The 13,043-nt window shown below is 56.9% G+C and carries 9 protein-coding genes; 5 read left to right on the forward strand and 4 right to left on the reverse strand.

From position 1 onward, the window contains the following. Positions 1-46 precede the first annotated feature (46 nt). Positions 47-4,438, reverse strand: coding sequence for a starch-binding protein (locus BBPC_RS07480; protein WP_152595411.1), 4,392 nt, complete (start codon positions 4,436-4,438; stop codon positions 47-49). Between the two features lie 358 nt (positions 4,439-4,796). Here BBPC_RS07480 and BBPC_RS07485 point away from each other — a divergent pair, with 358 nt between their 5' ends. The 5 genes from BBPC_RS07485 to BBPC_RS07505 all read left to right on the forward strand — a co-directional run bounded on the left by BBPC_RS07485 (position 4,797) and on the right by BBPC_RS07505 (position 8,441). After that, complete coding sequence (locus tag BBPC_RS07485; RefSeq protein WP_004221233.1) at positions 4,797-5,213, forward strand: hypothetical protein; 417 nt, start codon at positions 4,797-4,799, stop codon at positions 5,211-5,213. Beyond that, complete coding sequence (locus tag BBPC_RS07490) at positions 5,203-5,403, forward strand: helix-turn-helix transcriptional regulator (protein ID WP_004221231.1); 201 nt, start codon at positions 5,203-5,205, stop codon at positions 5,401-5,403. Before BBPC_RS07485 ends, BBPC_RS07490 begins: the two co-directional genes overlap by 11 nt. 250 nt (positions 5,404-5,653) lie before the next feature. Then, a complete protein-coding gene (locus tag BBPC_RS07495) occupies positions 5,654-6,160 on the forward strand; it encodes a hypothetical protein (RefSeq protein ID WP_004221228.1) in 507 nt (168 codons plus the stop codon). 126 nt (positions 6,161-6,286) lie between these two features. Next, positions 6,287-6,820 (forward strand): arsenate reductase/protein-tyrosine-phosphatase family protein, encoded by a 534-nt coding sequence (locus BBPC_RS07500; RefSeq protein ID WP_033524329.1) that lies wholly within the window; start codon positions 6,287-6,289, stop codon positions 6,818-6,820. A 115-nt stretch (positions 6,821-6,935) separates the two neighbouring features. Continuing rightward, positions 6,936-8,441, forward strand: a complete 1,506-nt coding sequence (locus BBPC_RS07505; RefSeq protein WP_117612330.1) for a polysaccharide biosynthesis tyrosine autokinase — start codon at positions 6,936-6,938, stop codon at positions 8,439-8,441. 152 nt (positions 8,442-8,593) lie between these two features. Here BBPC_RS07505 and BBPC_RS07510 read toward each other — a convergent pair whose 3' ends face one another. Genes BBPC_RS07510 through BBPC_RS07520 form a run of 3 tightly spaced genes read right to left on the reverse strand, consistent with a single transcriptional unit; the run spans position 8,594 to position 13,011 of the window. Beyond that, complete coding sequence (locus tag BBPC_RS07510; protein WP_004221225.1) at positions 8,594-11,293, reverse strand: glycoside hydrolase family 31 protein; 2,700 nt, start codon at positions 11,291-11,293, stop codon at positions 8,594-8,596. Between the two features lie 12 nt (positions 11,294-11,305). Further along, complete coding sequence (locus BBPC_RS07515; RefSeq protein WP_004221224.1) at positions 11,306-12,127, reverse strand: carbohydrate ABC transporter permease; 822 nt, start codon at positions 12,125-12,127, stop codon at positions 11,306-11,308. After that, positions 12,124-13,011 carry a carbohydrate ABC transporter permease gene (locus BBPC_RS07520; protein ID WP_004221220.1) on the reverse strand — a complete coding sequence of 296 codons (888 nt, stop codon included), beginning with the start codon at positions 13,009-13,011 and terminating at the stop codon, positions 12,124-12,126. The genes BBPC_RS07515 and BBPC_RS07520 overlap by 4 nt, the downstream gene beginning before the upstream one ends. Between the last annotated feature and the right edge of the window lie 32 nt (positions 13,012-13,043).

The raw sequence follows: 13,043 nt of genomic DNA on the forward strand, positions 1-13,043 counted from the left end.
CGGTCAGACCGGTGGATGTATGGCTTTATGAAATCCGTTTGATTCCTTATTTGACGGTGATGGTGATGGTTGCGGTCTTGCCCGCGGCCTTCACATTCACCTTTGCGGTTCCCGTCTCGACGCCGTACACGACACCGGTTCCGGAAACCGCCACCGCCGCGCCGTCGCTCCACCACATGTCGGGATCACCCGTGGCGCCCTTCACGGAGAGGTTCGCGAGCTGGCCCTTCTGGATGGTGAGCTTGCCGTTCGAGACGCCGTCACCGGTGATTGCGAACGTTACCGGCACGGTGCCGTCCTCGTTCACGGTGTTCACATCCCAGGCCACGCCAACGGTCTTGGCCTTGTCGGCGGTGGTCTTGCGGTCGGTGGTCGGATCCCACGTGGTCTTGCCGTTCGCGTCGACCTTGATCAGGCGGAAGGTCATGGACTTGCCGGTCTTCACGTTCGCGGTGCCGGAGTAGACGCCGTCGGCTCCCGTGGCGGTCAGGCGGATGCCGGAGGCGCGGGTCCAGGTCTTGCCGTCCTGACCCCAGTCGCCTACCGCGTACAGGCTTTCGCCGCTCTTCAAGTCGGCGGCCGCGTTGATGGTCACGTCCACGCTTTGCGAAACCTGGCGCTCATCCCACTTGAGGGTGAGGGTCTTGGCCTTGTCGGCGGTGGTCTTGCGGTCGGTGGACGGATCCCACGTGGTCTTGCCGTCAGCGGAAACCTTGATCAGGCGCATGGTCATGGACTGGCCCTTGGCCACGGTCGCGGTTCCGGTCAGTTCGCCGCCCACGGTAGTGAGCTCGACGCCACCGGCGCGGTTCCAGGTCTTGCCCTTGCCTTGGCCCCAGTCACCGACCACGTAGGCCCTCTCGCCGGACTTCAGGTCAACGCCGGTCGCCTTGAACGTGATCTGCACGTTCTTGTCGTCGTCAGGAGGCACCACCACGGTGCAATCCACGGCCTTCAACGAAGCAGACGAACCATCCCACGTTACGGTGCCGCCGTTGTAGTCGATGCCCGGCTGCCGGGAGCCCGGATACTGCTGGCTGCCACCGTCGTTGAAAATCACCTTCGCGCCGGACGCGAGCGAATCAGGCACCTCGTACTGGTAACCGGTCTGGTCGCAGTTGTCGGCAGCCACCATCTCGACGCCCGGCCAGGCCGCGTTGTTCTTCGCGGTCGCCCCGTCGCCGGTGTACACGTACGCGTACATCTTGCTCCAACCGGAAGGCTTGGTCGCATAGATGGTGTTCTTCGCCACCGGCGGTGTCGGAAGCGTGCCGGTCACCGTAACGGTGATCGAATCGCTCTGGGAACCGGACTTTGCGGTGATGGTCGTGGTACCGGCCTTCTTCGGCGTGACCGTACCGTTGGCGGAAACCGTGGCGACGGCCGTGTTGGAGGAGCTCCAGCTCACGGACGAACCAGCCGGATCGGTGGTGGCGGTCAGCTTTTTCGCAACGGCGCCATTGGAAAGATCAGTGGTGTAGCTGCCACCGTTGATCTTCACGCTGGTCACCGGAGTCGGATCTTCATGGCCACCGATGTTGGCCATGGCAACGGTGAACGTGTCTTCGTCGGACTTCTCGTAGGAGTTGTTGACCTGAGAGGAGGTGTCCGGCAGATCGGCATTGTCGTTCATCGCCATGTCATACGGCAGCGAATCCATTGCGGAAAGGCCGAAGGTGGCTGCCAGTTCAACGCCGAGACCGTACTTTTCGATATGGTCCGCGGTGGTGCCGAGTTCGCTCAGCGGAATGGCGATCTCGTAGTGATCGTCCATGCCTGCGGAGTTGTGGCCCAGATCGTTGAAGTTGACCCACTGTGCGGAGCCTTCCTTGTCGGCGCTCATGTCGCCGACCACTCGACCGTTGCTTTCACCCCAGCCGCCGTTGATGCCGATCACCTGGCTGCTCAGGATGCCGTTGCCGTAACCGAACTTGACGCCGGAAGCCTTGGTGTTGGTCTTGGCGTTGGCTGCCGGACCATATTCGGCGTTGGAATCAAGACCTGTAGCGTCGCCCTTGTAGATCCACGGACCGTTGGAACCGTTGGTGGAAATCGTCACGACCTTGTTGACGTTCTGCTCACCGCTCCACTTGATGCCGGAAGCCCACAGGGTTCCGCCGGTGGAAAGTCCGCCGTCCTTGCCCACTCGGGTGCTTTCGTCCTTCGTGTCGATGGCGATGTGGAACGGCAGATTCTGCGTCTGCCACAGGTGGCCTTGGCTGAGCGGATAATCGTCGCCGGTGTCGACCACGTCTTGCACGTTGGTCATTTCCCACATGAGGTACAGATTGTCGTCATCGTAGGCACCATACAGTGCATACAGATCGATCGGCACCTCATACATGGAATTCGGTCGGTAGACGCGCGGATCGTCGTTGGCTGCCCCCTGTGCGATCAGCATGGAGCTGTCCCAATCGGAGATGCTCGCGCCTTTTCCGGCATTGAAGCTGATGGTTTTCTTCACGCCGAAGCCGACTTTGTTCGTGCCATATCGCGAGGCGAGGTTCTGTTTGGCGACTTCCGTCTTGGTCACCGTGGTTTTTCCGGTGAGTTTGGATCCGTCTTCCGTGCTTGTGCCGGTCACGGTCACGGTCACGGACTCGCCCACGGAGATGGAGCTGCCCACGGTGATGACGTCACCGTTCTTGAAGGTGCCGGACTTGCCTTCGGAGGTCGTGTACTTGAGGTTTTCGGCCTTGCTTGCGCGCAGGGTCACGTCAACGCTGCTTCCGCTGAATGTTGCGGAAGACGGTTCCGCGGAAACGTACGGCTTGGCTTCGGCCTTCAGATAGTAGGCGCTGACCGCGTTGCCCTTGGCGGTGCCGGAGGTGATCTTGCCGCCGGAAACGGTGATGCTTCCGCCGTTGACTTCATCCGGATACACGCCGTCGTCAAGGTTGGTGCTCATGCCGACGAGGCTCTGGTCGCCGCCCATGTTGGCGATTACCACGCCATCGTTGGCGGTGCCGTCCTTGGTGAAGCGTTCGATCATCAGGCAGGACTTGTTGGCGTTGTTCTGATCGGCGCCGCAGTTCTGCAGATATTCGCTCTTGCCGTCCATGGCGTTACGGAAGTGGTTGACGGCCACGACCGACTTGTTCTTCCACATGTCGTCGCCCGCATCACCCAGCTGGGACTGCTCGGCGAATTGTGCATTGGTTCCGCCAGAGCCGACCGGACGGTTGAAGTACAGCGGTGCGCCGGCCTTGCGGGAGCCCACGATCGCCCAGCCGAATACGATCTGATCATTGGTCAGATACGTGGATTCCTTGTCGCCATTGGCATAGTTGTCATGCGACTCCACCCAAGTGACGAGCTGGTCTTCCTTGGCGCCGCCGGTATCGATGTTCTGCACCATCTTGGTGCTCAGATTGCCTGAGCTGATGGCCGCGCGCACGGACTTGCCATAGTTGGATGCGGTGTTGCCGCCGCCGTCGGAGGAGTTGTTGGCGAACAGGTCCGCATAGGCCTTGTAGTCGAGGCCGGAATCGCCCTGCAGCACTTCGCCGTACTGGAACTGCGAACCATTGTTCAAAATGGTGTTCCAATAGTTGGAGGTCTTGTTGTCGAACACTTCGGTCGGCAGTTCGACGTGCTTGGCGGCATCGAAGCGGAAGCCGTCAACGCCGTCCGCGACTGCGGTCTTCAGGAAGTCCTGCATGCGGTCGGCCACATACTGGTTCTGCGTGTTCAGATCCCACAGGCCAAGCAGGTGGCACTGGGTCACATCGCGGCGGCTGGAATAGTTGATCTGGTCGCCGTCGTTGCCGCCGCAGTTGGAACGGGAGTGGAAGTAGTCTTTGTTCTGCCAATCGGAGTCGATGGCGCTCCAGTCGGAGGTGAAGTGGTTGGCTACCACGTCTACGATTACGCGCACGCCGTATTTGTGTGCAGTGGCGGTCATTTCCTTCAGATCGTCTTCGCTGCCGACCACGAAGTTGCCGATGGAGGTGTTCGCCGGCTGGTACACGTAATACCAGTTTTCGGTGAACTTCTTGCCGTTTGCGGCGACTTCCTTGATTTTGCTCATCGGCTCGGTTTGCACGGAGGTGTAGCCGGCCGCGGCGATTTCAGGCATATGTTCGGTGATGGTTTTGAACGACCACATCCACGCATGCAGGATGGCGCCGTTCTTCATGCTCTCGGTCAGGCCGTACTGTTCGCGGGCCTGCTCGAACGTGGCATTGCCGACCGTATCCTGGTAGCTGTCACGGTCCGAGGCGAGTGCGGTGGAGGCCACGCCCATGCCGCCCAGCATGGTGGCGACGGCAGCGACTCCGGCGGCGGCTTTCTTCCACGTTTTGATGGTGCGGGCCTTGCGGGCCGCCTGCCTGCGCTCGACGCGGGTCATCGGTTCGGATGGACCCCCGTCTTGCGGGGGCTGTTGCTTAGTGAATACGTGCGCAATACCTGCGAACGTACGCGAACTTATTCGCACTTTGACCTCCTGCTTCCTTGCATCTTTCCTTTGAAAACGTTTGCTCCTTAGCGAACGTAATCCTTAAAATATCACAAATTTTTGGTGAAAAATGAGTGATTTTTAATGAAATCGACGATGAAAAATGATTGGTTTTTCTGCTTTTTTACAAACGCTTTCAGCAAGGTTGTCCCCCATCCTTCGACCCCCGATATACGACATGCCTCGAAACAGCCACATGCAAACGTTTCTGAAAATCGTTTCACCGCATGCACCCGTCAACAGCCTCTCCCCCGCTTCTTCACCCCTCTTCAGGGCAACGGGTACAATACGAAATCGTCGGAAAACACGAAGAAACACGGTAGGAAAGGACAGACCCGTGACCTTCAACCGCTACATCCTCTTCCGCATGGTCGTTGAATTTGTGGGAGCCATCGCCTGCGCCATCCAAATGTTCCAGCATCACACGTGGCCGGGCATCATCACCATGGGCGTGTTCGCGCTGGTGTGGGCCATAGGCGAGATCTGGCTGAGCACGGTGTACAACCGCGCGCACCCCCGCCGCGACGAGCTGTCCGACGAGCATCAGGCGACGGCCATCCGTTTCACGTTCTTCGTGCTTGTGGTGGCGCTGGTGGTGTTGGGCTTCGCAGGCATGATCGTCACACTGTTCAGGCATGCGCCGTTCACCGTTCCCGCCATGGCGTTGCCGACGTTGGGCATGCTGGCGCTGGCCATCGCCGACGCCCGCTACCTGTGGCTCGAGCATGAGGGCGGGGACACCGATGAAGACTAGTTTGAAGTTCAAACGTATGGAACGCGGCTTGAAACAGGCCGATCTTGCCGACCTTGTGAACGTACGCCGCGAGACGATAGGACGCCTCGAACAGGGGCAGTATTGCCCGTCGCTACGCCTTGCCATGGACCTTGCAAAAGCGCTTGATACCACGGTCGAAGACCTGTTCAGTTTCGACGACGAAGAGTGACGCTTCGGCGTGTTGCGTTTGTAAATTCTTATCAAAATGGCGATTTTCCAACGAAAAATCGCCATTTTTCATATTCGGGGGCATGTGCGAACGTCGTCACATGGTGTGACAACGCCGTCACATATGTGCGATTCACCTCACATCCCCCGAGAGCGCGGTTCTCAACGGGGGCGTATAGTCAAGGTCGTAGCGGGAAACCACTACGGCAAACCGCTGAAATGTACGTTTTATTTAGAGAGGAATCACGATTATGAAGAAGAAGATCGTCGCAATTCTCGCCACCATCGCCGCCGTGTTCGGCTTTGGCTTTGCCGCTAACACCGCTATGGCTTATGGCGCGACCGGCACCGTTTCCGGCAACGTCGCCACCTTCACGTTTACGGGACTGACTCCGGGCCAGCGCTACGTGGTGTCCTACGATGACACCACCGTCGAGAACGTCACCCTGGCTGCCACCAAGTACTCCAACGTTAAAGAGGCACACAAGGACGGCACCCTGACCGCCACCTACACCTTCAAGTCTGGCTTTGCTGGCACCATCGCATCTTCCATCTACGCAGTCGATGGGGCAGGCAATCCGACCGGTGCCGCTCTCGCTTCCGCTTCCGTGACCGTCGCCGCTACCGGCGAAGGCACCGCCAAGAAGAACGAGACCGCTTCCACCGGTGCTGCTATCGCTCCGTACGTTGTGGCCGTCGTGCTGCTGGCTGCCGCTGGCATCTCCCTGGTTGCCGTTCGCAAGAGCTCTGCTCGCTGAACAATAACCAAGTAGATACACACCATATCTATGTTTCATGAAGGGGCTTGGGTTTTCCCAAGTCCCTTCATTTATTCGAAAACAAGCATCGTAAAACCGATTGTTTTCTTTTTTCAGGAAGAGATCATGAAAGTCCTGTTTATCTGCACCGGTAATATCTGCCGCTCTCCTATGGGAGAACTGCTCCTCCCCCAATTCATGCCCGATCTTGAATCCGACAGTGCGGGCACACGCGGGCTCGTTTCGCACGAAATCGCACCGAACAGCAAAAGGCTGCTCGACCAGCATGGCATCGATTCCAGCAGCTTCCGCGCGAAACGAGTCACCCCGCAAATCGCGCAGGGCAGCGATCTCATCCTCTGCTTCGAACACGAGCAGCGCAAGGAAATCGCGGTGATTGCACCAACCGCGGCCCGCAAAACCTTCCTCATCAACGATTTCGCCAACATGTGCGTCTACTGCAAGGAACAGGGGTACATGGGGGGTAATACCCGGCAGGAAAAACTCGAATCGGTAATCGACAACGCAAGCATGATCCGACCGATGATCCCCGATACCAACAATGTGGAGGATCCGATCGGCAAGGACTTCGCCGTATATCAGGCAGCGTACAACGAAATCTGCAAGGCTTTGCAGACCATAGCAAGCGCCACTGCCTGAAAACGTTGAAATCTCAACGAACCAAGCTAGAAAGGGTGCCCAACTCCCTCCATGGGGGTGCTCTTTGCTAGTATGGAACCTGATCAATATGATGTGACAAATGTCGAGGGGAAACATGGCTGCAGCAGAAAGCAACGTGCCAGCAACCAATCAGGTGGTCGTCGAATCCAATGATACGGAAGACGACGGCATCACCTTGATGGATTTGTTCCGTATAGTCCATAAGCATCTTCTGGTGGGCATCATCACGTTCGTGGTGGTTTTCGCAGCGGTGTGCGCATACACATTCCTGGCACCCCCGAAGTATTCCGCGACCGCGCAGGTGTTCGCCACCTACAGTGATTCGTCGGTGCAAGACAACAATATTTCCAACATCAACAGCGCCAGCACGTATATCACCAACCAGATTCAGTCGTATCCGACGCTGGCCACCACGGAATCCGTGCTGAAGCCGGTTATCGACGATCTTGGCCTCGACACCACCGTCGCGAATCTGGCCGGGCAGCTGACCGTCACGAACCCGACGAACACCGCGTTCGTGAACATCACCGCCGAAACGGGAGACGCGAAGCAGGCTTCCGACATTGCCAACAGCGTGGCGGAATCCCTGAGCAATGTGGTGGAGAAGTCGCTGTATGCCTCCGGCAAGGAGTCGCCGGTGAAGCTTTCCGTGGTGCAGCGCGCTGCGGAGCCGATCTCCCCCAGCTCCCCGAAGGTGGCATTGTACTTGGCCGTCGGCTTGGTGGCAGGCCTGATTCTCGGCGTGTTCGCCACCCTGATCCGCGATCTTATGGCAACCCGCGTGGAGGAAGCCAGCGATCTGCAAGACATTATCAACGCGCCGATCATGGGCCGCATCCCCACCGACGAAAGCCTGCAGAGCAACAAGCCGATCATCGTGTCGAACCCGGCCGGCCGTATCGCTGAGGAATTCCGCCGTATTCGCACCAACCTTTCCTTCACATCGAAGGTTGAAGGCAGCGATGCGCGCATGATCGTCATCTCCTCCGTCGGACCTTCCGAAGGTAAGACCACTGTTTCCGTGAACGTGGCGGCCGCCCTTGCCGAAAACGGCGCCAAAGTGCTGCTGATCGACGCCGATTTGCGTCACCCGTCCGTAGCCGAACGACTTAGCCTGGAAGGCGGCGCCGGCCTAACGCACGTGCTTTCCGGCCAGGCCACCGTGAAGGATGTGGTGCAGCGCTATTGGAAGCCGAACCTGCATATTCTGCCGGCTGGTCCGAAGCCGCCGAACGCTTCCATGCTGCTGAACTCGAAGACCATGACCGAATTGCTCGACGCGGCTTTGCAGACCTACGATTACGTGATCATCGACACTTCCCCGATGGTGGTGGCCAATGATGCCACTGTCTTCGGCTCGAAGAGCGACGGTATCGTGCTCGTTTCCGGTCGCGACGTGACCATGAAGCGCGATCTGAAAGACATCGCCGTGCAGCTTGACAACCTCAATGTGCCGGTGGTGGGCTTCGTATTCAACCTCGAAAAGGAACGCAAGTCTTCCACGAACGGCAATTACTACTATTACTACTATTACGACGAGGATGGCAAGAAGAGCAAGCACGCTCATAAGAACAGCCGCAAGAAGTCCAAGCACAACTAAGCTGCTGGGCTTCAGGGTTTCCGCCCTCTATCGCGAGTCGGAAACCAGTCTAAGTAACCGAAAAGGGGTTGCAGCAAATCGTTAAGATTCGCTGCAACCCCTTTTCCATGCCCAAATTTTTTGCCTTCAGCCGGCTGGCCCGCAACTTCGCATCAGCTGCGGAGGAGGATTTCCTCCAAGGCGCCGATCACCGCATCGGGCATGCCGGAGGTGACAAACAGCTCGTTGCTGAAACGGGGCGCGGTATCGAAGGTGCGCAGAGCCCCGAGCGCACGCACTCCTTGCTCACGAATCGCCTGCATCGCATGCTCTTTGGAAATGTACGGCATTTGCGCATGCAAGAGCACGTCAAGCACGTCCTGTTCGACTGAATTCTCAGCAATCTGCAGTCCGTCTGCAATCGTAACGTTCAAGCATGCAGTAGACGGCACGTCGCGCACAACGACCGACAGACTCAACGTCTGCTGATCGTATGTAATTTCTGCAGTATTGCAAGCTTTACCGCCAATTTCGATACGAACGTTCTGCGTGTCTGGCTGCGCAACTCCACGGAACACAATCTCCCAGTTACGCTGTGCCGGAATGGCTTCAGCACAGCCTTCCACCGGACTGATGGTGAACTGCGTGGCATTGTCCGTATTCTTCCAGTCAAGGCTCATGCGCGTATCGGCAACATGAATTTGGCCATCGCAAGACTCGGCAGATGCAGAACCGGAAGCAGCAGAGGCCACAGAACCATCGTCTTCCTTGAGTGTGAACGAACCGTTCGCACCGGGGAACACCAGCACCTGCAGGGACTCCGGATTGCCCAGATCATTCACCTTATTGCCCTCGCCAAGCTGCTGCAACGGCACGATACCGCCAGCCTTGGCAAACACCGGCATACGGTCGATCGCACGCCACACTTCCAAACGACGCCCGGACTCTCCTGCCGAAACGTAACGGCGACCATCGAAGAAGTCATACCATTCACCTTGCGGCAGCCATGCTTCCGTGCTACCCAGCTGCGCGGAATCGTCATTGTCAGAAACAATTGGTGCAACCAGCAGCTCAGTGCCGAAACGGAATTCATCCGGCACCTCGTACGCCTGCGGATTGTTCGGATCCGCCCAATACATCGGCTCCACCAATGGCATGCCCTCGAACGCGGCGCGATAGTTCATGGTGTACAGGTACGGCAGCATCATATGGCGCAGTCGCAGCGAACCCACCATGGAATCGCGCACTTCCGCGGAGAAGTTCCACGGCTCCTTGCCCATGAACTGCGAATTGCTGGAATGCAGGCGATTGATCGGGCTGAACGTGCCAAGCTGGTACCAACGGGCTTCCAAATGCTCGTTACGATAGCCACACATATGACCGCCAATATCGTGACTCCACCATCCGTAGCCGATATTCGACGCGGTAGCAGTGAAATACGGCTGGAACTGCAAGGATTCCCACGTAACAATGGTGTCTCCCGAGAAGCCGACCGGATAGCGGTGCGAACCCGGGCCAGCATACCGCGAGAAGGTGAGCGGCCAACGGTTGTTGCGTTCCGTGCAACTCACGTTGCGTTCGGATTGCTCGACATGCATTTCATGCTCATCGCGAGCGCCCGGCTCGGCGCACTTTTCGCATTCGCAGTTCTCATTTACATTGCGTTCGGAAGAAGTCTCGTAGCGCCCGGAATCCAGGTAGTGCAAGTGGTTGAGCACCCACAGCGGGTCAAGTCCGGGCTGGCGAGTCACGCCGCCTTGCTGCCAGTCGAGCCACCAGAAGTCAACGCCTTCGGCTTCCATACGATGATGCATGTCGAAGTAGGCGCTTACGAAATCCGGATTCGTGAGGTCGAATTCCACTGCCTCTTCGGTTGCGGGATCAATGCCGACGCGCTTGGCCACCGCCTCATAGTCGTCTTCGAACGCGCGCACGCCGTCTCGCGGATGCACGTTCAACGTGGCTTTCAGGCCGCGCTCGTGCAAGTCGCGCAAGAACGCCTCATGATCGGGAAACAGCTGCTTATCCCACGAATAGCCGGTCCAACCGGAACCGTATTTCGGATCGACATCGTCCACGCGGTGCCAGTCCATGTCGATCACGGATGTGGTGAATGGAATGCCTTCGCGCTTGAACCGGTCCATGAGCTGCAGGTATTCGTCTTGCGTGTAGCGGTAGTAGCGGCTCCACCAGTTGCCGAGTGCGAAGCGCGGCAGCAGAGGCGTTGGTCCGGCCAGCTTGTAGAAGTCTTGCACCGCTTCGGTGTAGCGGCGGCCATAGCCGAAGAAGTAGAAGTCGGTTTCCGCGTGATCGCGTGGCATAACCCAAGCCCCCAGCGGATTCGGTTTGCCGTTCACTTCGTATGCTTCCACGATCACGTTCGCGGCGGAATCATCGAGTACCGCCCATCCGTCTCGCGAAATCACACCATCGTCCAGAGAAATTTCGCCGTTCGCCTCGTCGAGCGTGCGCGCGGTGCCTTTAAGATTATGCTTCGGTTCGTCGCCGTAATGCCACGTATTGAACTGGGTGTCGGCCACGCCCTTGACGACTACGCTCAAGCCTTCTTTGCTGAATGGCTTGCCATCGTACGTCACATACAGCGCGGGGGTGTCAACAATGAGCAGTCCGTCGCGATGCGTCACCGTGAATTGCGGGTCGGCGCCAAAATCGCGGTTGACCACCATTTGCGTGAGATTGTCCTCAAATTCGCCGGAATCAGACCATTCGAAACGGATCAGCGATTCCGTTAGAATGCCAATCCTCCAATGATCCCCTTGTAAAACCGACGATTCTCGCATTTTCGGACGTGCCTTGCGCACATAGTCGACGAATACCGTGCCGGTTGCGTTATCTAATGCGTTGTTTGCCATGCTACTCCTGCCTTACTTGCCACTGCCCGTCGCAATACCTGCGATGAACTGCTTCTGGAAAATCATATACACAATGATCACTGGAACAATTGCCAACGAAGTCGCTGCGAACAATCCGCCGTAATCGGTGCCGTATTGTCCGTTGAAGGCCTTCAGACCGACAGCGAGCAGCTGCTTGTTTTCGTCAGTGATCATCAAGAATGGCCACAGGTAGTCTTCCCAATTCCACAGGAAGGTGAAGATGGCGAGCGCCGCGATGGTGTTATGGCTCATTGGCAGAATGATGCTATGGAAGATTCTGGTTTCGGATGCGCCATCGAGTTTCGCCGCTTCAATGAGTTCGTCAGAAATTCCCGAGATGGATTGGCGGAACAGGAAGATACCGAATGCGCTGATCATGCCAGGAAGCACGAGCGACGTGTAGGTGTCTTGCAGACCCCAGTTGGTGAACATTTCGTATTGCGGAATGATGGTCACTGCCCAAGGAATCATCATGGTGCTCATAACGATGCCGAAAAGCAGGTTGCGACCACGGAATCGCATTTTAGAGAACACGTAACCAAGCACCGCACTTGTGTAGATTGCAATACCGGTTTTCAGTACTGCTACGATCAGCGAGTTTGCGAACAATCGCAAGAAATTGAACTTTTCTTGGATGCTCACATAATTGTCAATCGTGGATGGCTTAGGGAATAATCCTCCGGTCACTTTGACGATTTCGCTATTTGGCGCGAATGATGAAATGAACATCCAAACAAATGGAACAATGGTGATGATGGCGGCGATGAAGAGCAGAATCGTAAGAATGATGCCGCCAATTTTACGTGATTTCATGCCAGTTCCTCCGAATCTCCAGAAACCTTGAACATGATGAGGGTGAGCACACCAGTGAACAGGAAGAGCACAACTGCCTGAGCTGACGCGACGCCGAAGTTGTATTTCTGGAATGCCTGATCAAAGATGAGATAGCTGATGGTGTAGGTTGACGTGCCCGGACCGCCTTCGGTCATGACGAGAATCTGCACGTATGCCTGCAGGTAGCTGATCAGTGACGTGATGACAATGAACAAGGTGGTTGATTTAAGCAACGGCAGGGTGATTTTGAAGAAAATCTGCACTGAGTTGGCACCGTCGATGGCGGCCGCCTCGTACACGTCTCGAGGAAGATTCATGAGACCGGCCAAATATAGAACGGTCGCGTAGCCAAAATCCTTCCAAATGGTCATGATGATGACTGCCGGCATGGCCCATTTGGTGTCGTGCAGCCAGTTGATGTCGAGTCCTGTGATTTTGTTTACCATGCCGAACTGCGGGTCGAACATCCACATCCACACGAAAGAGACTGCCACGAGCGGAGTGATGGTCGGCATGTAGAACAGACCTCGGAGGGTGTCTTTGCATTTGACGAGTTTGGCGCTGAGCAGCAGGGCCAAGCCGAGACCAAGCACAATGCGGAAGAGTGTGGAAACACCTGCGAATACCGCCGTGTTCCCCATGGAAGTCCAGAAAAGTTTGTCTGTGAGGATCTGTTTGAAGTTGTCGAGTCCGACCCAATCATAAGTGCCAATCAGAGGATTCCAGTTATGCAAACTGCCCGCGAAGGCTTTAAAAATTGGGTAGGCCAGGAAAATGGCGAAATAGACCACCAAGAAGACAACAGCCATGTTGCGTAGGGTGAAAATTCTCGATACCAGAGATTCACCATTTTTGTTTTTCATTGAATCTCGCCTCTCTGTGAGCCGATTCGACC

This window comes from Bifidobacterium pseudocatenulatum DSM 20438 = JCM 1200 = LMG 10505 (assembly GCF_001025215.1).
Classification (GTDB): domain Bacteria; phylum Actinomycetota; class Actinomycetes; order Actinomycetales; family Bifidobacteriaceae; genus Bifidobacterium; species Bifidobacterium pseudocatenulatum.